This is a genomic window from Streptomyces sp. RerS4 (assembly GCF_023515955.1).
In the GTDB taxonomy this organism is placed as follows: domain Bacteria; phylum Actinomycetota; class Actinomycetes; order Streptomycetales; family Streptomycetaceae; genus Streptomyces.
Map to the genome: position 1 here is coordinate 2,048,074 of NZ_CP097322.1, position 21,602 is coordinate 2,069,675.

The window sequence follows — 21,602 nt, forward strand, 5'->3', positions numbered from 1 at the left end:
GGGTTTCGCCGGCGGGTGGCCGCCGCGCGGGTGGAATCCTCGACGGATCCTCAGCGGGTGGGGTCCTCGCCCCGGTCGAGGGCCTTCCACAGGTCCTCGGGCCGGTCCGGGTCCACCGTCGCCGGCTTCCGACCTCGGGGGCTGCCGTCGCGCTCGTAGCGGCCGCCCATCGCGGGCCAGCTCCGGCCGAAGCGCAGCGCCAGCAGCCCGGCGATGAGGATCAGCACGGCGCCGGAGGCGGCGACGTAGGGCCACACCGTGTGGCTCAGCTCCGCCACCCGGGCGGCGGTGTCGGCGGTGGCGGTGGCGGCCCGCTCGTCCAGCGCCCGGCGGTCGCCGGCGCCGCCACGGCGGCCAGGGCGGCGCCGAGGCCGCTGAGCGCGAGCAGCGCGGAGACCAGCAGCCGCCGGGGCCCCGTACGGCGAACACCGCGACGAGCGCGGCGAGGGCGACGATGGCCAGGGCCGCCGGGAGGCCGGTGACGGCCTGCCCGTCGGCGGTCACCGGCAACGAGCCACCGCCGACGGCGGCGCTGCCCCGGGCCCAGACCCGGCCGGAGGCCAGCAGGACGACGGTGGCACCGAGCGCGCCGAGCAGCAGGGCGACGGCCACGCTGCGGCGACCGCCGCCGCTCTCGGCGGCCTCGGCTTCGTTTCGGGGGTGGGGTACGGCACTCACGTACCCCACTATCCCCTACGCCCTCAGCCGCGGTGGAGGCGGTTCGCCGCTCCCACGGCGCGGAGCACGGCGGCGGCCTTGTTGCGGCACTCGGCGTCCTCCAGCTCGGGCACCGAGTCGGCGACGACCCCGGCGCCGGCCTGCACGTACGCCGTCCCGTCGCGCAGCAGCGCGGTGCGGATGGCGATGGCGGTGTCGGAGTCCCCGGCGAAGTCGAGGTAGCCGACGCAGCCGCCGTAGAGGCCGCGCCGGGAGGGCTCCAGCTCCTCGATGATCTGCATGGCGCGCGGCTTGGGGGCTCCGGAGAGGGTGCCGGCGGGGAAGCAGGCGGTCAGGACGTCGAAGGCGGTCCTGCCCTCGGCGACCCGGCCGGTGACGGTGGAGACGATGTGCATGACGTGCGAGTACCGCTCGATCGACATGAAGTCGACGACCTCGACGGAGCCCGGCTCGCAGACCCGCCCGAGGTCGTTGCGGCCCAGGTCGACGAGCATCAGGTGCTCGGCCCGCTCCTTGGGGTCGGCCAGCAGCTCCTCGGCGAGGTCGTGGTCCTCCTGCGGGGTGGCCCCCCGGTGGCGGGTGCCGGCGATGGGGTGGACCATGGCCCGCCCGTCCTCGACCTTGACGAGCGCCTCTGGGCTGGAGCCGACGACGTCGAAGCCGTTCTCGAAGCGGAAGAGGTACATGTACGGGGACGGGTTGGTGGCCCGCAGGACGCGGTAGACGTCGAGCGCGGAGGCCTCGCAGGGGGTCTCGAACCGCTGCGAGGGCACGACCTGGAAGGCTTCGCCGGCCCGGATGCGTTCCTTGATGTCCTCGACGGCGACGTGGTAGTCCTTCCCGCCCCACAGGGCGGTGAAGGGCGGCAGTTCGGAGTCGGGCAGCGCGGCGGGGACGTAGGGGGCGGGGCCGGCGAGGTCGGCCTCCATCGCGTCGAGGCGGGCCACCGCGTCCGCGTACGCCTCGTCGACGCCGGTGTCGAGGTCGTTGTGGTTGATCGCGTTGGCGATGAGCTGGACCGTGCCGTCCCAGTGGTCGAGGACCGCCAGGTCGGAGGTGAGCAGCATCGTCAGCTCGGGAAGTTTGAGGTCGTCCTCGGTGTGCTCGCCGATGCGCTCCAGGCGGCGCACGATGTCGTAGCCGAGGTAGCCGACCATGCCGCCGGTGAAGGGGGGCATGCCGGCCGCGAGGTCGCGGGGGGTGTGCAGGGCCTCGACGGTGGCGCGCAGGGCGTCGAGCGGGTCGCCGTCCGTGGGGACGCCGACGGGCGGGGTGCCGATCCAGTGCGCCTGGCCGTCCCGCACGGTCAGGGTCGAGTCACTGCGTACGCCGACGAAGGAGTACCGGGACCAGGACCGGCCGTTCTCGGCGGACTCCAGGAGGAAGGTGCCGGGGCGCTCGGCGGCCAGCTTGCGGTAGAGCCCGACGGGGGTGTCCCCGTCGGCCAGCAGCTTGCGGCTCACGGGGATGACGCGGCGGTCGGCCGCGAGCTTGCGGAACGTATCGAGATCCATGGGGTGGGAACCCTACCTAGTCGGCGGCGCTGATCAGGACATCGGCATCGAAGCAGGTCCGGGCCCCGGTGTGGCAGGCGGCGCCGACCTGGTCGACCTTGACCAGCACGGTGTCGGCGTCGCAGTCGAGGGCGACGGACTTCACGTGCTGGAAGTGGCCGGAGGTGTCCCCCTTGACCCAGTACTCCTGGCGGCTGCGGGACCAGTAGGTGCAGCGGCCGGTGGTCAGGGTGCGGTGCAGGGCCTCGTCGTCCATCCAGCCGAGCATGAGCACCTCACCGGTGTCGTACTGCTGGGCGATGGCCGGGATCAGGCCGTCCGCGGAGCGCTTGAGGCGAGCGGCGATGGCGGGATCGAGGGAGGACGTACTCATGGGGATCATTGTGCCGCCTGGCGGTGACGGCACGGAGGGTTGTCCGACTGATGGGCGGGCGGATGGCGGGGGTCGGCCGTACGCTTGCGCCCATGTCTACCCATGCGAAGCGAGAACGCCTGCTGCTGGCGGACCTGTTGGAGGCGGCGGGCCCGGAGGCGCCGACGCTGTGCGAAGGCTGGACCGCGCGGGACCTGGCGGCGCACGTGGTGGTGCGCGAGCGGCGGCCGGACGCGGCGGGTGGCCTGCTGCTGAACGTGCTGAAGACCCGCCTGGACAAGGCGATGGAGGAGTACGCGGCCAAGCCGTACGAGGAACTGATCCAGCTGATCAGGACCGGCCCGCCGAGGATGTCGCTGTACTCGCTGAAGCAGATCGACGAGGCGGCGAACGCGGTGGAGTTCTTCGTCCACGCCGAGGACGTACGCCGCGCCCAGCCGGACTGGTCCCCGCGCGAGCTGGACCGGGTCTTCTCGGACGCCCTCTGGTTCCGCCTGGAGAAGATCGCCCGCCTGACGGGCCGCCGTTCCCCGGTGGGCCTGGTCCTGCGCCGCCCGGACGGGCAGACGGCGGTGGCCCACAAGGGCGCCCCGGTGGTCACGGTGACGGGCGAGCCGGGCGAACTGACCCTCTTCTGCTTCGGCCGCCAGGCCGCCGCCGCGGTGGAACTGGACGGCGACAAGGACTCCATCGCCGCCCTGACGGCGGCCGCCCTGGGCATCTAGGCCCAGTCCGGGCGGAGCCCGGGAAACGGTGAGGGCGGGGCGGGGAGAGCCTCCGCGCGGCGGCGACCCCGCCCCCGCCCGACCCGAGGCGCTACCGGACGGGGTGGCCCGCTTCGCGGAGGGCCGACTTGACCTCGGAGATCCGCAGGTCGCCGAAGTGGAACACCGAGGCGGCCAGCACCGCGTCCGCGCCGGCGGCGATCGCCGGAGGGAAGTCGGACAGCCTGCCCGCACCACCCGAGGCGATCACCGGAACCGTCACGTGCTTGCGTACGGCCGCGATCATCTCGACGTCGTAGCCGTCCTTCGTGCCGTCGGCGTCCATCGAGTTGAGCAGGATCTCCCCGGCGCCCAGTTCGGCGGCCCGGTGCGCCCACTCGACGGCGTCGATGCCGGTGCCCCGGCGGCCGCCGTGGGTCGTGACCTCGAAGGAGCCGGAGACGGTGCGGCGGGCGTCGACCGACAGGACGAGCACCTGCCGGCCGAAGCGCTCGGCGATCTCCTGGATCAGCTCCGGCCGGGCGATGGCGGCCGTGTTGACGCCCACCTTGTCCGCGCCGGCCCGCAGCAGCTTGTCCACGTCGTCGGCGGTGCGGACGCCGCCGCCCACCGTCAGCGGGATGAAGACCTGTTCGGCGGTGCGCCGGACCACGTCGTAGGTGGTCTCGCGGTTGCCGGAGGAGGCGGTGATGTCGAGGAAGGTCAGCTCGTCGGCGCCCTCGGCGTCGTAGAGCTTGGCCATCTCCACCGGGTCCCCGGCGTCGCGCAGGTTCTGGAAGTTGACGCCCTTGACGACCCGGCCGTTGTCCACGTCCAGGCAGGGGATCACGCGTACGGCGAGGCTCATGCGGACGGCTCCCGGTACGCCTCGACCTCCACCTCGACGACCATGCTCGGGTCGACGAAGCCGGAGACGATGATCATGGACGCGGCGGGGCGGACGGCGTCGAAGAGGAGCTTGTGGGCGCGGCCCACCTCCTCCACGTCCCGGGCGTGCGTCAGGTACATGCGGGTGCGGACCACGTCCTCGGGGCCGAGACCGGCCTGCGCGAGGGCCTTGAACGCGACGCCGAAGGCGGCCACGGTCTGGTCGTACGGGCCGCCCGCGTCGCCTGCGGTGCAGCCGGAGACCAGGACGAGGCCGTTGCCGAGCTGCACGGCGCGGGAGTAGCCGATGACGTCCTCGTAGGGGCCGCCGGAGGAGATACGACGTACGGAGCTCATGCGGAGACCACCTTCAGGGCTTCTTCCAGGGTGAAGGCCTTGGCGTACAGGGCCTTGCCGACGATCGCGCCCTCGACGCCCTGCGGAACCAGCTCGGAGAGCGCGCGCAGGTCGTCCAGGGAGGAGATGCCGCCGGAGGCTACGACGGGCCGGTCGGTGGCGGCGCAGACGTTCCTCAGCAGCTCCAGGTTGGGGCCGGTCAGCGTGCCGTCCTTGCCGATGTCGGTGACGACGTAGCGGGCGCAGCCCTCGGAGTCCAGGCGGGCGAGGGTCTCGTAGAGGTCGCCGCCCTCGCTGGTCCAGCCGCGGCCCTTGAGGGTGGTGCCGCGGACGTCGAGGCCGATGGCGATCTTGTCGCCGTGCTCGGCGATGGCCCTGGCGGCCCACTCGGGGGTCTCCAGGGCGGCGGTGCCGAGGTTGACGCGGGTGCAGCCGGTGGCGAGGGCGGCGGCGAGGGAGGCGTCGTCGCGGATGCCGCCGGACAGCTCGACCTTGATGTCCATGGCGCGGGTGATCTCGGCGACCAGGGCGCGATTGTCGCCGGTGCCGAAGGCGGCGTCCAGGTCGACGAGGTGCAGCCACTCGGCGCCGGCGCGCTGCCAGGCGAGGGCGGCCTCCAGCGGGGAGCCGTAGGAGGTCTCACTGCCGGAGACGCCGTGGACGAGGCGTACGGCCTGGCCGTCGCGGACGTCGACGGCGGGGAGGAGCTCAAGGGGCTTCGGCATCAGAGGGTCTCGATCCAGTTGGTGAGGAGCTGGGCGCCTGTGTCGCCGGACTTCTCCGGGTGGAACTGGGTGGCCCACAGGGCCCCGTTCTCCACGGCCGCGACGAACCGCTCGCCGTGCGTGGCCCAGGTGACCTTCGGGCCCTTGATCCTGGGGTTGGTGACTTCCAGGCTCCAGTCGTGCGCCGCGTAGGAGTGCACGAAGTAGAAGCGGGCGTCGGCGTCGAGGCCCGCGAAGGCCTGGCTGTCGGCGGGCGCCTCGACGGTGTTCCAGCCCATGTGGGGGACGACGGGGGCCTTGAGCGGGCCGACGGTGCCGGGCCACTCGTCGAGGCCCTCGGTCTCCACGCCGTGCTCGATGCCGCGTTCGAAGAGGATCTGCATGCCGACGCAGATGCCCATGACGGGACGGCCACCGGAGAGCCGGCGGCCGATGATCCAGTCGCCGCGGGCGTCCTTGAGCCCCTGCATGCAGGCGGAGAAGGCGCCGACGCCGGGCACGAGGAGCCCGTCGGCGTCCATGGCCTTGTCATAGTCGCGGGTGATCTCGACGTCCGCGCCGACGCGCGCGAGCGCCCGCTCGGCGGAGCGTACGTTTCCGAAGCCGTAGTCGAAGACGACGACGTTCTTGGTGGGGCGGACTGCGCTCATTCCCAGATTCCTTGGATTCGCAGGACTCCGGCGGCGAGGGACAGCGCGGAGGCGAGGGCGAGCAGGATGACGACCGACCTGGGCATCTTCTGCTTCTGGAAGGAGTAGACGCCCCCGGCCAGGAACAGGCCGAGGACGATCAGGATGGTGTTGAGGCCGTTCACTGCTAGAGGGCGCCCTTCGTGGACGGAAGGATGCCCGCGGCGCGCGGGTCGAACTCGGCGGCGTAGCGCAGGGCGCGGGCGAGGGCCTTGAACTGGCACTCCACGATGTGGTGGGCGTTGCGGCCGTACGGGACGTGGATGTGCAGGGCGATCTGGGCCTGCGCCACGAAGGACTCGAAGATGTGCCGGGTCATCGTGGTGTCGTACTCGCCGATCATCGGCGCCATGTTCTCGGGCTCGGTGTGCACGAGGTAGGGGCGGCCCGACAGGTCGACGGTGACCTGGGCGAGGGACTCGTCCAGGGGCACGGTGCAGTTGCCGAAGCGGTAGATGCCGACCTTGTCGCCGAGGGCCTGCTTGAAGGCGGCGCCCAGCGCGAGCGCGGTGTCCTCGATGGTGTGGTGGCTGTCGATGTGCAGGTCGCCGTCGGTCTTGACGGTGAGGTCGAAGAGGCCGTGGCGGCCGAGCTGGTCGAGCATGTGGTCGTAGAAGCCCACGCCCGTGGAGACGTCGACCTTGCCGGTGCCGTCGAGGTTTATCTCGACGAGGACAGAGGTCTCCTTCGTGGTCCGTTCGACCCGTCCGATGCGGCTCATGCCTGCTGCTCCTTCTTCAGTGCGCGAACCGCTTCCAGGAACGCGTCGTTCTCTGCCGGGGTGCCGGCGGTGACGCGCAGCCACCCCGGTACGCCGTTGTCCCGGACCAGGACGCCCTGGTCGAGGATCCGCTGCCAGGCGGTGTGGGAGTCCGCGAACCTGCCGAACTGGATGAAGTTCGCGTCGGACTCGGTGACCTCGTAGCCGATCTCCCGCAGCTCGGTGACCAGGCGGTCCCGTTCGGCCTTGAGCTGTTCGACGTAGCCGAGCAGGGTGTCGGTGTGTTCCAGGGCGGCCAGCGCGGTCGCCTGGGTGACGGCCGACAGGTGGTACGGCAGGCGCACCAGCTGGACGGCGTCGACCACGGCGGGGTGCGCGGCGAGGTAGCCCAGGCGCAGGCCGGCGGCGCCGAAGGCCTTGGACATGGTCCGGGAGATCACCAGGTTCGGCCGGCCCTCGATGAGGGGCAGGAGCGAGTCCCGGTGGCTGAACTCCACGTACGCCTCGTCCACGACGACCAGCGACGGCTTGGCCGCCTGCGCGGCCTCGTAGAGGGCGAGGACGGTCTCGGCCTCGACGGCCGTGCCGGTGGGGTTGTTGGGCGAGGTGATGAAGACGACGTCCGGGCGGTGGGCGGCGATGGCCTGCTCGGCGGCGGCCACGTCGATGGTGAAGTCGTCCCGGCGCGGGCCGGAGATCCAGCCGGTGCCGGTGCCCCGGGCGATCAGGGCGTGCATCGAGTACGAGGGCTCGAAGCCGATCGCGGTGCGGCCGGGGCCGCCGAAGGTCTGGAGCAGCTGTTGGAGGACCTCGTTGGAGCCGTTGGCGGCCCAGACGTTCTCCCGGGCGACGGGGTGCCCGCCGGTCCGGGTGAGGTACTTCGCCAGCTCGGTGCGCAGCTCCACGGCGTCGCGGTCGGGGTAGCGGTTGAGGGTGCGGGCGGCCTCGGCGACGCGTTCGGCGATGCGCCGCACGAGGGGCTCGGGCAGCTCGTACGGGTTCTCGTTGGTGTTCAGCTGGACGGGCACGTCGAGCTGCGGGGCGCCGTACGGGGACTTGCCGCGCAGCTCGTCGCGGATGGGGAGGTCGTCGATACCGGTCATGCGTTGGGGACCTTCCATCCGAAGCGGGCCTTGAGCGCCGCCCCGTGCGCCGGCAGGTCCTCGGCCTCGGCCAGGGTCACCACGTGGTGGGTGACCTCGGCGAGGGCGTCGCGCGTGTAGTCGACGATGTGGATGCCGCGCAGGAACGACTGCACGGACAGGCCCGAGGAGTGGCAGGCGCAGCCGCCGGTGGGCAGGACGTGGTTCGAGCCGGCGCAGTAGTCGCCGAGGGAGACCGGGGCCCAGGGGCCGACGAAGATCGCGCCGGCGTTGCGGACGCGGGCGGCCAGGGCGGCGGCGTCGGCGGTCTGGATCTCCAGGTGCTCGGCGCCGTACGCGTCGACCACCTTGAGGCCGTCCTCCAGGTCGTCCACGAGCACGATCGCGGACTGCCTGCCGGCGAGGGCGGGCTTGATGCGGTCCTCGACGTGCTTGGTCGCGGCGACCTGGGTCTCCAGCTCCTTCGCGACGGCGGCCGCGAGGTCCTCGGAGTCGGTGACGAGCACGGCGGCGGCCAGCGGGTCGTGCTCGGCCTGGCTGATCAGGTCGGCGGCGACGTGCACGGGGTCGGCGGTGGAGTCCGCGAGGACGGCGATCTCGGTCGGGCCGGCCTCGGTGTCGATGCCGATCTTCCCGGTGAAGTAGCGCTTGGCGGCGGCGACCCAGATGTTGCCGGGGCCGGTCACCATGTTGACCGGCAGGCAGTCCTCCGTGCCGTACGCGAACATGGCGACGGCCACCGCGCCGCCGACGGCGTACACCTCGTCCACGCCGAGGAGGGCGCAGGCGGCGAGGATCGTCGGGTGCGGCAGGCCGCCGAACTCCCTCTGCGGCGGGGACGCCAGCGCGATCGACTCGACGCCCGCCTCCTGCGCCGGGACGACGTTCATCACGACGGACGACGGGTACACCGAGCGGCCGCCCGGGGCGTAGAGGCCCACGCGCTCGACGGGAACCCACTTCTCCGTCACCGTGCCGCCGGGGACCACCTGGGTGGTGTGCTCGGTGCGACGCTGGTTGCGGTGCACGATCCGGGCGCGGCGGATCGACTCCTCCAGGGCGGCGCGGACGGCCGGGTCCAGCTGCTCCAGGGCGGTCGCGAGGGCCTCCGCGGGCACGCGGACCTGCGTGAGCTCCACCCCGTCGAACTTCCGCGCGTACTCGATCAGCGCCGCGGTGCCACGATGATGGACGTCCTCGCAGATGGGCCGCACCTTCTCCAGGGCGGCTTCCACGTCGAACTCGGCACGGGGCAGCAGATCGCGCAGGGCGCCACCCTCGGGGAGGGCGTCACCGCGCAGGTCGATACGAGAGATCACGTCCCAATTCTCTCAGACCGCTCACCGCCACCGTCCGCCCGTATCACTGGCTGATACGGGTCCCGGATGTCACCGCCGCCCCTTAGCGTTCCCCTACACGCATGTGAACAGCGGAGGGGGGCCGCCATGACCGAGCCGTACGTGGCCACGACGGAGCCGGACGAGGACGGACGACCGGGGGATCTCACCGATCCGGAGCACCGCCTGTGGCAGGCGTTCCGCACCGGCAGCGTCTGTGACCTGGGCACTCACATCACCGATCGGGACGATCCGCACACCGGCCCGCAGTGGGGCCCGGCCCGCAGCGTCCGCGCGCGGGTCGTGGCGCTCCTGCTGCTGGCGGGGCCGGCGCCGGTGCCGGGGCGGGTGGCCTCGCTGAAGCTGCGCGGCGCCCGTATCACGGGGCAGCTGGATCTGTCCGGCGGTTCGGTGACTCCGTATGTGGAGATCCGTTCCTGCCGCTTCGACCGCGAGGTCCAGCTGTCCGAGACCCGCTTCAACACGCTGCGACTGGACAACTGTGCGATCCCCCGGCTGGAGGCCGCCCGGCTGCACACCGAGGGGGACCTCCACCTCGCGCACTCCCGGGTGGCGCGCGGCATCCGCCTCACCGACGCGCAGATCGGCACCGATCTGCTGGTCAGCCACGCCGTGGTGCGGCGCGACAACCGGGGACGGGCCATCGCCGCGGACGGCATGTCGGTGGCGCAGGACTTCCAGGCCGACATGCTGGAGACGCACGGGGAGCTCAGCCTGCGCGGCGCGAAGGTCGGCGTGTCGATGAGCCTGCGCGGTGCGCGGCTGAGCAACCCGGACGGCCGGCGCGCCCTGAACGCCCCGACGCTGACCGTCGAGCGGACGCTCTACCTGACCTCCATAGCCCTCGCGCCCGCGACGGGCGACCCGGCCCGCCCGTACGACTGGGCGCAGACGCCCACGCGCGGCGGGCCGGCGCAGCCCTTCGAGTGCCGGGGCGGCCTGCGCCTGGACGACGGCCGCTTCGGTGACTCGATCGACTTCTACGGCGCCCGCTTCGAGCTCCAGCCGGACCAGGAGGTCTCGCTGCGGCGGGTCCAGACCCCCGAGTTCCGGTTCGTCGGGGAGGCGCCGGAGCAGGGACGGGTGGTGGTCTCGGGGGCGAAGGTCGTCAAGCTGGTCGACCGCTCCACGAGCTGGCCCGGCCCCGGCCGGGTGTCCATGGAGGGGTTCGTCTACGAGAGCCTCGCGCCCCGGGGCCACTTCCCGCTGGCCCGGCGCCTGGAGTGGGTGGAGGCGGCCACCCCGGAGTACTCGCCGGAGCCGTACGAACGGCTGGCGGCCGTACTGCGCGACGGCGGCGAGGACGCCGACGCCCGCGAGGTGCTGCTCGCCAAGCAGCGCCGCCGCCGGACCACGCTGGCCCCGGCGGGCCGGGCCTGGGGGTACCTCCAGGACTGGATGGTGGCGTACGGGTACCGGCCGGGGCGGGCGGCGCTGTGGATGGCGGTGCTGTGGGCGGCGGGGGCGGTGCTGTTCCTGGGGCACCGTCCGGATCCGATCAAGGCGGACGAGCACCCGCACTGGAACGCCGCTCTGTACGCGCTCGATCTGCTGCTGCCGGTGATCGACCTCGGCCAGGAGGGTCACTGGAAGCCGGCGGGCGGTTGGCAGTGGGGCGCGGCGGCTCTGGTGATCCTGGGGTGGATCCTGGCCACGACGGTGGCGGCCGGGGCCTCGCGCCTGCTGAGGCGGGGGTGACGGCCAGGGGCCGGACACCCCCTGGGCCCGTCCGGCCACTACCCTGTGCCTCGTGACCACCGTTCGCCTGCCCCTCTTCCCGCTGAACTCGGTGCTGTTCCCGGGCCTCGTGCTTCCGCTGAACGTCTTCGAGGAGCGCTATCGCGCCATGATGCGCGAGCTGCTGAAGACGGCCGACGACGCACCGCGCCGCTTCGCCGTCGTCGCGATCCGCGACGGGCGGGAGGTCGCGCCGACCGCGCCCGGTCTGCCCGACCAGACGGCGCTGCCCCGGCGGGGACCGGCGGCGGGCTTCGGCGCGGACCCGATCCAGGCGTTCCACCGGGTGGGCTGCATCGCGGACGCGGCGACGATCCGGGAGCGCGAGGACGGCAGCTTCGAGGTCCTCGCCACCGGCACGACGCGGGTGCGGCTGCTGTCGGTCGACGCCTCGGGGCCCTTCCTCGTGGCGGAGCTGGAGGAGCTGACGGAGGACCCGGGCGACGGGGCGGGCGCCCTCTCGGAGGGGGTGCTGCGCGCTTTCCGCAGCTACCAGAAGCGGCTGGCGGGGGCACGGGAGCGTTCGCTGAGCTCGCCGCCGGACCTGCCGGACGAGCCGTCGGTGGTGTCGTACCTGGTGGCGGCGGCCGCGGTGCTGGACATCCCGTCGAAACAGCGCCTGCTCCAGGCCCCGGACACCGCGACGCGGCTCGCGGAGGAGCTGAAGCTGCTGCGCGCGGAGACGGCCGTGATCCGTCACCTGCCGTCCCTGCCGGCGGTGGACCTGACCCGCAGCCCGACGAGCCCGAACTAGACGAACCGGGGACATGGCGAAGAAGAAGCAGCAGCAGGCGGCGGGCACCCCGGCGATCGTGGCGCTGACCGCCGCCGGGGTCCCGTTCACCACCCACGCCTACGAGCACGACCCCGCCCACCCCTCGTACGGCGAGGAGGCGGCCGAGGCCCTCGGCGTCTCCCCGGCGCAGGTGTTCAAGACGCTGGTCGCGGAGGTGGACGGGGCGCTGACGGTGGCGGTGGTCCCGGTCTCGGGGTCGCTGGACCTGAAGGCCCTCGCGGTGGCCTTGGGCGGCAAGCGCGCCGTGATGGCCGACCCGGCGGCGGCGGAGCGCACCACGGGCTACGTCCGGGGCGGCATCTCGCCGCTGGGTCAGCGCAAGCGGCTGCGTACGGTGCTGGACGCGTCGGCGGGCGACCACGCGACGATCTGCGTGTCGGCGGGCCGCCGCGGCCTGGAGGTCGAACTGTCCCCGACGGCCCTCGCCGCCCTCACCTCGGCCACCCTGGCCCCCATCGCCCGCCCGTAGGCAGCGCCCGGCGGATCAGGGTCGGACAGGCCCGAGGTCGTGTCTCGTGGATCAGGCTGGATCAGGGAGCACCGGACGCCGCGAGCCCGGCATGATCCACAAGACACGGCCTACGCGTCCGGACGTTCCGCGTGGACGTGCGGGGGCGGGTAGGTGCCGTACCACTCGGCGGTCTTCACCGGGTCGCGCGGCGACCACAGGGCCGTCAGGGCGAGGTGGACGGCGACGGCCGTCATGGGCCACACCAGCAGCACCCCGTAGGCGAGGAGTTGGAGCGGCGCCTCGAACGGGACGCCCTTGCCGGCCTTCGCGGCGGCCGCGACGAGGTCACGGGCCGGGCCCAGCCACAGCCCGAGCCGCCAGCCCACCAGCGACGCGAAGCACGCGCCGAGGGCCAGCCCGATCACCAGCGGCACGCCCCCGCGCCGCCGCCACAGGAAGACGCCGACCGCGCTCAGGACGCCGAGCCCGAGCGCCAGCAGGAAGAACGTGCCGTCGGCGCCGATCCGCGCCTCGCTCTCGGTGTTGCGCAGGAAGACGGCCTCGCCGTTTGAGACGTAGCTGACGCGGGGTGCGAGCCAGGCCCACAGCAGTCCGAGGAGCACGCCGCAGACGCCCACCACGAGGGCGACGGCGGCGCCGTCACGGATGTCCGCCGGGGTGATGCCCGAGTCCGCGTCCGCCTCCGGCGGGAGCGGCGGCGCGTCGAACGGGGACGGAGAGGGGGTCACGGCTTCGGTCACCCTCACATCGTGCCAGGTACCCCCGACGGAGGCGTCAGCGGACCGCCGCCCGCCGGTACGCCCAGGTGGCGACGGCCAGCGACAGCACGCCGACCGCGCCGCACACCCCGAGGTCGAGGAGGACGGCCGCCCAGTCGGGGTGCGGGGCGAAGGTCTCGGCGAAGGCCTCGACCCCGTACGTGGAGGGCAGCAGGTCCCGCGCCCACACGACGACCTCCGGCATCCGCTCGGCCGGCAGCACCCCGAGCAGCAGCGCCGCCGACATGCCGAGTTGTCCGGCCAGCGTGGCCAGTTCCTGGCGCGGGGCGAGCAGTCCCAGCGCGGCGCCGAGCCCGGCGAGCGCGGCCCCGGCCAGCGGGACGACGGCGGCGAGGATCCACAGCCCGCCCATCGGCAGCCCGAACAGCAGGCAGCCGAAGACGGCCGTCACCAGCGTCCCGGGCAGCGTGAACGAGGCGTACGCGGCGGCCGCGCCCAGCACCACCGAGGCGGGCGGCACGGGCAGGGTGGCGTAGTGGTCGAGCCCGCCGCCGGCCCGTAGCTGCCCGAAGTACTGCGCGAGGAGGTTCAGCGCGACGAAGGCGACGACGAGCACCGAGGAGCCCGCGACGACGGCCCGCGCCTCGGAGCCCCCGTCCACCACGCCCCGCATCAGGATCATGATCCCGACGGACTGGAACGTCGCCACGAACAGCAGCGGGATCCGGGCCACCCGGGCACGCGAGAGTTGCGCCCGGTAGACGGCGGCCAGGGCGGGCAGGAGCCGTGCCCTCGGGGCGAGGACACCGACAGCGGCGGTGGTCACGACTTGACCAGACCCTTCATCCGTCCACCCAGCGCGAGGTAGACGTCCTCCAGGCTCGGCGTGGCCAACGTGAAATCGTCGAGGGCGGCGAAGGCCGGGCCCCCGGTGACGGCGGCGACGGCGGCGCGGGCCTCGTCCGGCGCCAGCCGCAGTACCCACTTGCGTCCCGACTCGGTGGCGCGCGGGGCCAGCTCGGCGACCTCGGGCACCTGGAGCGGGGGCGCGGTGCGCCACACCAGTTCGAGGCGGACCTCGTCGGAGACCTTCGCCTTGAGTCCGGCGGGGGTGTCGCAGGCGATGACCTTGCCCTGGTCGATGACGGCGACCCGGTCGAGGACGGTCTCGGCCTCGATGACGTTGTGGGTGACGAGCAGGACGGTCGCCCCGTGCACGGCGCGCCGCCGGTCGACGGCCTCCCAGACGGCCCGTCGGGCCACGGGGTCCATGCCGGTGGTGGGTTCGTCGAGGACGAGCACGGCCCGCTCCCCCACGAGCGCGGCGGCGAAGCAGGCGAGGCGCCGCTGTCCGCCGGACAGCTTCTTCAGGGGGCGTGCGGCGATCTCGGTCAGCCCGAGTTCCTCCAGGACCTCGTCGCGCGCGGTCCGCGCCGCGCGCGCGCCGAGTCCGCGCAGCCGGCCGGTGGTCTCGGCGGCGAGGGCGACGGTGAGTTCGTCGAGGGCGGTGGACTCCTGCCCCAGGTAGGCGAGGAGTCGGGCGGCCCGCTCGGGGTGGCGTACGAGGTCGTGGCCGAGCAGGGTCACGGCGCCCGAGTCGGGGCGCAGCAGCCCGGTCAGCTGGCGGACCAGGGTGGACTTGCCGGCGCCGTTCGGGCCGAGCAGGCCGAAGATCTCGCCGCGCCGGACCTCCAGGCAGATCCCGTCGGTGGCGCGGATCTCGGGCAGGGCGGGGGCCCCGCGCCGGCCGCGTACGGCGGGGTAGGTCTTGGTCAGGTCACGCACCGCGCACACCACGTCGGACGCCGCTCCGGCGGCCGCGCCCGTGGTGTGTCCCGCCTGTGCTGTGCCCGTACTCACGAGGGAGCAGCCTACGCGGCTTTCGCCCTCACTCGGCGGCCGGGGTCGCCGGCCCGGCCGCCACGGAGGGCCCCGGGGTGCCGGGGGCGGGTGGTGGGGCGGGGACGTGGTCGGAGGCCGCGCGGACGTCGATCTCGCGCCAGAACCCGGCGCGGATGGCGTAGCGGTCGTGCTCGTCGATCTGGTCGTCCTTGTGGGCGAGCAGGCCGAAGCGGGCGGCGTAGCGCAGCAGTTCCCCGTCGATGCGGTGGGGGACGCGCGGGTACAGGGTGGCGAGCTTTTGGAGGTGGACGCTCTCGGGGAGGCGTTCCATCCAGCGGCGGGCGAAGACCTGGCCGACCTCGAACGGGTCACCGCCGACGGTGGTGATGTCCTCCTCGCGGTCCGCCCAGCGCTGTTCGGCGCTGGTGAGCTGGGCGAGGGTGGGCAGGGAGGCGGTCTCGGCGGGTTCGCCGAGGGGGCCCGCGCGGTCGATCCAGCCCTTGTCGGAGGACCAGCGCAGGGCGCTCCCGGCCGGGCTGTGCCCGCCGTTGCCGTTGTTCCCGCTCGACGCCGATCCGGAGGCGGAGCCGGCGGCCGCGCCGGGGGCGCGCAGGACGGCGAGGTCCTTCGGGGTGGGGACGGGCTTGGCCCCTTCGGTGGCGGGCGCGGGTACGGGCGTCCCGTTCGGCGGGGTCTGCCGGGTGGCGGGGGCGCCACTGTTGCGGGCGGCCTCGGCGAGGGCGGCCTCGGGCAGCGGCGCGGAGAGGATCGCGGCGATCTCGGGGCGCGGGGCGGGCGCGGGCGAGCAGAGTCCGGTGAGGTCGCGGGCGCGGACGGCCCGGGTGATCCAGGCGCGGTCGAGGACGCGGCGTTCGTCGGCTTCGGCGACGAGGTCCTCGGACTGGTTGTAGTCCCCGTCGGCCGCCTGGACGGCCCACAGGTGGACGGCGACGCCGTGTTCCTTGGCGGACATCAGCCCGGGGAGCAGGTCGCCGTCGCCGGTGACGAGGACCACGTCGGAGCAGGCCCGGTTGCGGGCGAGTTCGGTCAGCTCGGCGTGCATGGCGGCGTCGACGCCCTTTTGCGCCCAGCGGCCGTCGCTTCGGGTCAGGGCGCCGAGGCGGACGGTGACGCGGGGCATGACGCGCAGCCGCCGGTGCTCGGGCTGGGGTACCCGGTCGGGTGCACCGTCGAACCAGTAGATGCGCAGCAGCGGCTGCGCGGTGTCGGCCTCGGCCCGTTCGCGCAGTCCCTGGATGAGGGCGGCGTGGTCGACGGTGATGCGGGAGCGGGAGGGTTCTCCGGCGAGGAGGCTCGCGGCGGCGCCCAGCAGGTATCCGGCGTCCACCAGAACGACGCAGCGGTCCATGCGTACCACCCTCTTCCCCGGGGATCCTCATGTGTTCTTTCGCCGGCTGCCCCGAGTCTGCCCGACCGCAAGGGTGTTGACGGCCGGAACTCGATCATCGGCGTGGCGGATCTCGCGCGGGCGGGGTGAAGAGGCCTTCACCGCCCTCGACAATGATCCAAAATGCGCACTTTGCAGGGGTGTGTGAGTGTGAAGGCGGCCCTGGTCCCTACACACCCCACGGAGGCATCCCATGGCCAAGAACAAGAACCAGAAGCAGCCCGCCAAGCAGCAGCCCCGCTCCGGGCAGGAGTCGACGAAGAGCTCCTCGCAAACCGAGTCGATGTCCTCGTCGTCGGCGCCGAGTCCCATGGACATGGCCCACAAGCGCAAGGAAAAGAAGTTCGGCCACAACTGACGCGCCGACGATCGGCCGCGCGGGAGCCGTACGAGAAAGGCGCACCCGGACACCGGGTGCGCCTTCCGCACGTCAGAGCTGCCTCGCCGGACGTCAGCCGGCCAGGCAGGAGGGCCCGAGGAGCACCTTGAGGTCGCCGAAGAGGGCGGGGTCGGGCTGGACCCGGTGCCGGTCGAGGCGCAGGACGGTGGTGGTGCGCGGCCCCTGGAGCTTGATGCGGACCTCGGTGTTGCCCTTGTGGTGGCGCAGGATCTCGCCCAGACGGGTCACCATCGGCGGGGTGACCTTGACGGTCGGGATGGTGAGGACGACGGGTGCGTTGGTCCCGGCGGAGGAGAGGTCGGGGACCATCATCTCCATGGCGACCAGGCGGGGGACGTCCTCGCGCTTGTCGAGGCGGCCCTTGACGAAGACGACGGTGTCCTCGACCAGCTGGGTGGAGACGAGCTGGTAGGTCGCGGGGAAGAACATGCACTCGATGGAGCCGGCGAGGTCCTCGACGGTGGCGATGGCCCAGGCGTTGCCCTGCTTGGTCATCTTGCGCTGGAGGCCGGAGATGATGCCGCCGATGGTGACGACGGCGCCGTCGGAGTGCTCGCCGCCGGTCAGCTGGGAGATGCCGGCGTCCGTCTTGTCGGACAGCACGTGCTCCAGGCCGAAGAGCGGGTGGTCGGAGACGTAGAGGCCGAGCATCTCGCGCTCCTGGGCGAGCAGGTAGGACTTCTCCCACTCGACGTCGGAGAACTCCACGTCGAGCCCGAAGCCGGGCTCGTCGCCGCCGCCCTCGTCACCCATTCCGCCGAAGAGGTCGAACTGCCCCTCGGCCTCCTTGCGCTTGACGGCGACCACGTTGTCGATCATCGATTCGTGGTGGGCGACCAGGCCCTTGCGGGTGTGGCCCATCTCGTCGTAGGCGCCGGCCTTGATCAGCGATTCGACGGTGCGCTTGTTGCAGACGACGGCCTCGACCTTGTCGAGGAAGTCGGGGAAGGAGGAGAACTTCCCCTTGGCCTTCCTGGTCTTGATGATCGACTCGACGACGTTCTGGCCGACGTTGCGGACGGCGGTGAGGCCGAAGAGGATCACGTCGTCGCCCTGGGCGGCGAAGTTCGGCTCGGACTCGTTGACGTTCGGCGGGAGCACCTTGATGCCCATGCGGCGGCACTCGTTCAGGTAGATCGCGGACTTGTCCTTGTCGTCCTTGACCGAGGTGAGCAGCCCGGCCATGTACTCGGCCGGGTAGTTCGCCTTGAGGTAGGCGGTCCAGTAGGAGACGAGGCCGTACGCGGCCGAGTGGGCCTTGTTGAAGGCGTAGCCGGCGAAGGGCACCAGGACGTCCCACAGGGCCTGGATCGCCTGGTCGCTGTAGCCGTTCTTGCGGGCGCCCGCCTGGAAGATGGTGAAGTTCTTCGCCAGTTCCTCGGGCTTCTTCTTGCCCATCACGCGGCGCAGGATGTCGGCCTCGCCGAGCGAGTACCCGGCGATGATCTGGGCGGCCTTCTGCACCTGCTCCTGGTAGACGATCAGGCCGTAGGTGACCGCGAGCACCTCTTCGAGCGGCTTCTCCAGCTCGGGGTGGATCGGGGTGATCTCCTGCTGCTTGTTCTTGCGCAGGGCGTAGTTCGTGTGCGAGTTCATGCCCATCGGGCCCGGCCGGTAGAGGGCCGAGACGGCGGAGATGTCTTCGAAGTTGTCGGGCTTCATCAGGCGCAGCAGGGAGCGCATGGGGCCGCCGTCGAACTGGAAGACGCCGAGGGTGTCACCGCGCTGGAGCAGCTCGAAGGTCTTGGGGTCGTCGAGCGGCAGGGCCAGGAGGTCGATGTCGATCCCCTTGTTGGCCTTCACCATCTTGACGGCGTCGTCCATGATCGTGAGGTTGCGCAGGCCCAGGAAGTCCATCTTCAGCAGGCCGAGCGCCTCGCAGCTCGGGTAGTCCCACTGGGTGATGGTGACGCCGTCGGTGTGCCGCACCCAGACGGGGACGTGGTCGGTGATCGTCTCGCTGGACATGATCACGCCGGCGGCGTGCACGCCCATCTGGCGGACCAGGCCCTCGACGCCTCGGGCGGTGTCGATGACCTTCTTCACGTCCGGCTCGTTCTCGTACATCGAGCGGATCTCGCCGGCCTCGCTGTAGCGCGGGTGCGTGGGGTCGAGGATGCCGGAGAGCGGGATGCCCTTGCCGAGGACGTCGGCGGGCATGGCCTTGGTGAGGCGGTCGCCCATGGCGTACGGGTAGCCGAGGACGCGCGCGGAGTCCTTGATCGCGTTCTTGGCCTTGATGGTGCCGTAGGTGCCGATCATGGCGACCTTGTCCTGGCCGTACTTCTCCGTGACGTACCGGATCACCTCGACGCGCCGACGCTCGTCGAAGTCGATGTCGACGTCGGGCATGGAGACGCGCTCGGGGTTCAGGAAGCGCTCGAAGATCAGACCGTGCGGGATCGGGTCGAGGTCGGTGATGCCCATGGCGTACGCGACGATCGAACCGGCCGCCGAGCCGCGGCCGGGGCCCACCGCGATGCCCTGGTTCTTGGCCCACATGATGAAGTCGGCGACCACGAGGAAGTAGCCGGGGAAGCCCATCGAGATGATCGTGTCCATCTCGTACTCGACCTGCTTCATGCGGTCCTCGGGGATGCCCCCGGGGAAGCGGCGGTGCATGCCGCGCATGGTCTCCTCGCGGAACCAGGTGACCTCGGTGTAGCCGTCCGGGATGTCGAACTTCGGCATCAGGTTCCGGAACGTGAACATGCCCTCGGTGTCGACCTGGTCCGCGACCAGCTTCGTGTTGGCGCAGCCCTCCTGCCAGGCGTCCGAGGAGTCGATCGCGTACATCTCGTCGGTCGACTTCAGGTAGTAGCCGGAGCCGTCGAAGCGGAAGCGGTCGGGGTCCGAGAGGTTCTTGCCGGTCTGGATGCACAGCAGGGCGTCGTGGGCGCCGGCCTCGCTGGCGTAGGTGTAGTGCGAGTCGTTCGTGACCAGCGGCGGGATGCCGAGCTTCTTGCCGATCTCCAGCAGGCCGTCGCGGACCCGGCGCTCGATCTCGATGCCGTGGTCCATCAGCTCCAGGAAGTAACGGTCCTTGCCGAAGATGTCCTGGTACTCGGAGGCCGACTTCAGGGCCTCGTCGAACTGGCCGAGGCGAAGGCGCGTCTGGAGCTCGCCGGAGGGGCAGCCGGTGGAGGCGATCAGGCCCTCCGACCACTTGCTGATGGTCTCCTTGTCCATGCGCGGCCACTTCGTGAGCCATCCCTCGGCGTACGCGTCGGAGGACAGCCGGAAGAGGTTGTGCAGGCCGGTCGCGTTCGCCGCCCAGATCGTCTTGTGGGTGTAGCCACCGGAGCCGGACACGTCGTCGCGCTTCTGGTGGGGCTGGCCCCACTGGATGCGCCGCTTGTTGCGCCGGGACTCGGGGGCGACGTACGCCTCGATCCCGATGATCGGGGTGATTCCGGCCTTCCGGGCGGAATGGAAGAAGTCGTACGCCCCGTGCAGGTTGCCGTGGTCGGACATGGCGATGTGCGTCATGCCCATCTCGTTGCACGCGTTGAACATGTCCTTCAGCCGCGCGGCACCGTCCAGCAGCGAGTACTGGGTGTGGACGTGCAGGTGCGTGAACGGCGTCTTGGTCACGACGGCAGACCTCCGGGGGGAGAGAGGGGGGCAGCCTCGAAGTCTACGTCGGCGCAGTGACACATCGAGGGCACTGACGGGTACGGTCAGCCGTTGCAGAACCGAGGGCGCCGCCGCGGCGTCCCCGGGACAGAACCTGTACAGCCCGTGCACCAGGAGGCCTCCGCCATGGCGGTACCCGAGACGACCGACGAGCAGCGCGCCGAGCAGATACTCGACGTGTTCGACACCGCGTTCGGTGAGCTGCTGGCGGCGGACCCCGCCGCCTTCCAGGTGAAGTTCCGCAAGATGGCGGCCTCGGCCTTCGCCTTCTACCGGGGCACCGCCTGCCTCTTCTACGCCGACCTCGAACACGACCGGCACGGCGGCCCCTACCTGGACGAGCGCACCGGCCGGGTGTGGATCCACGGCGATCTCCACGCCGAGAACTTCGGCACCTACATGGACTCCAACGGTCGTCTCGTCTTCAACGTGAACGACTTCGACGAGGCCTACGTCGGGCCCTTCACCTGGGACCTGAAGCGCTTCGCCGCCTCCGTCGCCCTGATCGGCTACACCAAGGCGCTCGGCGACGACCAGATCAGCGAGCTCGTCCGGATCTACGCGGCCGCCTACCGCGAGCGCATCCACGCGCTGGCCACCGGCGCCAAGCACTATGACCTGTCTGAGCTCCCCTCCTTCACCCTGGACACCGCCGACGGGGCGCTCCTGGACGCCCTGCGCCACGCCCGCGCCCGCACCCGCTTCGCCCTGCTGGACTCGATGACGGAGATCCGCGACCACGAGCGCCGCTTCGCGCCCGGCGGCGGGGCGATCGAGCTGGACGCGGCGACCCGCTACAAGGTGCTGGCGGCCTTCGACGGCTACCTGGAGACCCTGCCGGAGGAGTCCCTCGTCCGTCCGGACTCCTACCGGGTCAAGGACGTGGTGGGCCGCCGGGGCGTCGGCATCGGCTCGGCGGGCCTGCCCTCGTACAACATCCTGCTGGAGGGGCACAGCGACGCCCTGGAGAACGACGTCGTGATCTACCTCAAGCAGGCGCAGACCCCGGCGGTGTCGCGACACATCACCGACCGGGCGGTGCGCGAGTACTTCCACCACGAGGGCCACCGCACGGTGATCTCCCAGCGGGCCCTTCAGGCGCACGCCGACCCCTGGCTGGGCTGGACGGAGCTGGACGGCGCCGGGCAGCTGGTCGCGGAGGTCTCCCCGTACGCGGTGGACCTGGACTGGTCCGACCTGGACGATCCGGAGGAGATCGCGGCGGTCGTCGCGGACCTCGGCCGGGCGACGGCCACCATGCACGCGTCGGCCGACGAGGCGGAGAGCGGCCAGTCCCTGGTCCCCTTCTCCACCGAGCGCGCCATCGACGCGGCGATCGCCGCCGACGAGGAGGGCTTCGCCGACCTGCTGGTGGACTTCGCGCACGCCTACGGGGCGCGGGCGCGCACCGACCACCAGATCTTCGTGGACCTCTTCCGCAACGGTCGGATCACGCCGTAGGCGCGACCCTGGGCCCCGGAT

Annotated in this window: 21 protein-coding genes and 1 pseudogene; 6 read left to right on the forward strand and 16 right to left on the reverse strand. The window is 72.0% G+C overall.

All coding sequences use genetic code 11. The annotated features are described in order from the left end of the window. Positions 1 to 50 precede the first annotated feature (50 nt). From M4D82_RS09400 to hisI, 3 genes and pseudogenes are all read right to left on the reverse strand, one after another. Positions 51 to 687: pseudogene (locus tag M4D82_RS09400) on the reverse strand (TIGR02234 family membrane protein). A gap of 14 nt (positions 688 to 701) precedes the next feature. Continuing rightward, positions 702 to 2,192 carry an anthranilate synthase component I gene (locus M4D82_RS09405; RefSeq protein ID WP_249765598.1) on the reverse strand — a complete coding sequence of 497 codons (1,491 nt, stop codon included), beginning with the start codon at positions 2,190 to 2,192 and terminating at the stop codon, positions 702 to 704. Positions 2,193 to 2,208: 16 nt separating this feature from the next. Further along, positions 2,209 to 2,574 carry a phosphoribosyl-AMP cyclohydrolase gene (gene hisI, locus M4D82_RS09410; RefSeq protein ID WP_249765599.1) on the reverse strand — a complete coding sequence of 122 codons (366 nt, stop codon included), beginning with the start codon at positions 2,572 to 2,574 and terminating at the stop codon, positions 2,209 to 2,211. Positions 2,575 to 2,657: 83 nt separating this feature from the next. On the opposite strand from hisI, the gene M4D82_RS09415 reads away from it, so the two are divergent. Then, positions 2,658 to 3,290, forward strand: coding sequence for a TIGR03085 family metal-binding protein (locus M4D82_RS09415; RefSeq protein ID WP_249765600.1), 633 nt, complete (start codon positions 2,658 to 2,660; stop codon positions 3,288 to 3,290). A 91-nt stretch (positions 3,291 to 3,381) separates the two neighbouring features. Here the strand turns inward: M4D82_RS09415 and hisF are convergent, their stop codons facing one another. From hisF to hisD, 8 genes are read right to left on the reverse strand one after another with little or no spacing between them, the layout of a single operon-like run. After that, a complete protein-coding gene (hisF, locus tag M4D82_RS09420) occupies positions 3,382 to 4,137 on the reverse strand; it encodes an imidazole glycerol phosphate synthase subunit HisF (RefSeq protein ID WP_249765601.1) in 756 nt (251 codons plus the stop codon). Beyond that, a complete protein-coding gene (locus tag M4D82_RS09425; protein WP_249765602.1) occupies positions 4,134 to 4,514 on the reverse strand; it encodes a RidA family protein in 381 nt (126 codons plus the stop codon). The genes hisF and M4D82_RS09425 overlap by 4 nt, the downstream gene beginning before the upstream one ends. Next, the gene (priA, locus tag M4D82_RS09430; protein WP_249765603.1) at positions 4,511 to 5,239 is read right to left on the reverse strand and encodes a bifunctional 1-(5-phosphoribosyl)-5-((5-phosphoribosylamino)methylideneamino)imidazole-4-carboxamide isomerase/phosphoribosylanthranilate isomerase PriA; all 729 of its coding nucleotides are present in this window, start codon (positions 5,237 to 5,239) and stop codon (positions 4,511 to 4,513) included. Before priA ends, M4D82_RS09425 begins: the two co-directional genes overlap by 4 nt. Further along, positions 5,239 to 5,889 carry an imidazole glycerol phosphate synthase subunit HisH gene (hisH, locus tag M4D82_RS09435; protein WP_249765604.1) on the reverse strand — a complete coding sequence of 217 codons (651 nt, stop codon included), beginning with the start codon at positions 5,887 to 5,889 and terminating at the stop codon, positions 5,239 to 5,241. The genes priA and hisH overlap by 1 nt, the downstream gene beginning before the upstream one ends. Beyond that, positions 5,886 to 6,053, reverse strand: coding sequence for a CG2302 family histidine operon protein (locus M4D82_RS09440; RefSeq protein WP_249765605.1), 168 nt, complete (start codon positions 6,051 to 6,053; stop codon positions 5,886 to 5,888). Before M4D82_RS09440 ends, hisH begins: the two co-directional genes overlap by 4 nt. Before the next feature lie 2 nt (positions 6,054 to 6,055). Continuing rightward, positions 6,056 to 6,649, reverse strand: coding sequence for an imidazoleglycerol-phosphate dehydratase HisB (hisB, locus tag M4D82_RS09445; RefSeq protein ID WP_030155936.1), 594 nt, complete (start codon positions 6,647 to 6,649; stop codon positions 6,056 to 6,058). Continuing rightward, the gene (locus M4D82_RS09450; RefSeq protein WP_249765606.1) at positions 6,646 to 7,752 is read right to left on the reverse strand and encodes a histidinol-phosphate transaminase; all 1,107 of its coding nucleotides are present in this window, start codon (positions 7,750 to 7,752) and stop codon (positions 6,646 to 6,648) included. The genes hisB and M4D82_RS09450 overlap by 4 nt, the downstream gene beginning before the upstream one ends. Next, entirely contained in the window at positions 7,749 to 9,071 is a 1,323-nt protein-coding gene (hisD, locus tag M4D82_RS09455) for a histidinol dehydrogenase (protein ID WP_249765607.1), read from the reverse strand. Before hisD ends, M4D82_RS09450 begins: the two co-directional genes overlap by 4 nt. 126 nt (positions 9,072 to 9,197) lie before the next feature. On the opposite strand from hisD, the gene M4D82_RS09460 reads away from it, so the two are divergent. From M4D82_RS09460 to ybaK, 3 genes are read left to right on the forward strand one after another with little or no spacing between them, the layout of a single operon-like run. Then, positions 9,198 to 10,808, forward strand: a complete 1,611-nt coding sequence (locus M4D82_RS09460; RefSeq protein WP_249765608.1) for an oxidoreductase — start codon at positions 9,198 to 9,200, stop codon at positions 10,806 to 10,808. Positions 10,809 to 10,860: 52 nt separating this feature from the next. Next, the gene (locus M4D82_RS09465; protein ID WP_249765609.1) at positions 10,861 to 11,601 is read left to right on the forward strand and encodes an LON peptidase substrate-binding domain-containing protein; all 741 of its coding nucleotides are present in this window, start codon (positions 10,861 to 10,863) and stop codon (positions 11,599 to 11,601) included. A 13-nt stretch (positions 11,602 to 11,614) separates the two neighbouring features. Next, positions 11,615 to 12,112, forward strand: coding sequence for a Cys-tRNA(Pro) deacylase (ybaK, locus tag M4D82_RS09470; protein WP_249765610.1), 498 nt, complete (start codon positions 11,615 to 11,617; stop codon positions 12,110 to 12,112). Between the two features lie 110 nt (positions 12,113 to 12,222). Here the strand turns inward: ybaK and M4D82_RS09475 are convergent, their stop codons facing one another. Genes M4D82_RS09475 through M4D82_RS09490 form a run of 4 tightly spaced genes read right to left on the reverse strand, consistent with a single transcriptional unit; the run spans position 12,223 to position 16,045 of the window. Beyond that, positions 12,223 to 12,855, reverse strand: a complete 633-nt coding sequence (locus tag M4D82_RS09475) for a hypothetical protein (RefSeq protein ID WP_249765611.1) — start codon at positions 12,853 to 12,855, stop codon at positions 12,223 to 12,225. A 34-nt stretch (positions 12,856 to 12,889) separates the two neighbouring features. Next, positions 12,890 to 13,660, reverse strand: coding sequence for an ABC transporter permease (locus M4D82_RS09480; RefSeq protein ID WP_249765612.1), 771 nt, complete (start codon positions 13,658 to 13,660; stop codon positions 12,890 to 12,892). Then, positions 13,657 to 14,694 (reverse strand): ABC transporter ATP-binding protein, encoded by a 1,038-nt coding sequence (locus M4D82_RS09485; RefSeq protein ID WP_502988894.1) that lies wholly within the window; start codon positions 14,692 to 14,694, stop codon positions 13,657 to 13,659. The genes M4D82_RS09480 and M4D82_RS09485 overlap by 4 nt, the downstream gene beginning before the upstream one ends. A gap of 28 nt (positions 14,695 to 14,722) precedes the next feature. Then, positions 14,723 to 16,045: an NYN domain-containing protein gene (locus M4D82_RS09490; protein WP_249765613.1), complete on the reverse strand. Its 1,323-nt coding sequence runs from the start codon at positions 16,043 to 16,045 to the stop codon at positions 14,723 to 14,725. Positions 16,046 to 16,277: 232 nt separating this feature from the next. Here M4D82_RS09490 and M4D82_RS09495 point away from each other — a divergent pair, with 232 nt between their 5' ends. Then, a complete protein-coding gene (locus M4D82_RS09495; protein ID WP_249765614.1) occupies positions 16,278 to 16,442 on the forward strand; it encodes a hypothetical protein in 165 nt (54 codons plus the stop codon). Between the two features lie 93 nt (positions 16,443 to 16,535). Here M4D82_RS09495 and dnaE read toward each other — a convergent pair whose 3' ends face one another. Continuing rightward, the gene (gene dnaE, locus M4D82_RS09500) at positions 16,536 to 20,078 is read right to left on the reverse strand and encodes a DNA polymerase III subunit alpha (protein WP_249765615.1); all 3,543 of its coding nucleotides are present in this window, start codon (positions 20,076 to 20,078) and stop codon (positions 16,536 to 16,538) included. Between the two features lie 168 nt (positions 20,079 to 20,246). On the opposite strand from dnaE, the gene M4D82_RS09505 reads away from it, so the two are divergent. After that, positions 20,247 to 21,581 carry a DUF2252 domain-containing protein gene (locus M4D82_RS09505; RefSeq protein WP_249765616.1) on the forward strand — a complete coding sequence of 445 codons (1,335 nt, stop codon included), beginning with the start codon at positions 20,247 to 20,249 and terminating at the stop codon, positions 21,579 to 21,581. The last annotated feature ends 21 nt before the right edge of the window (positions 21,582 to 21,602 follow it).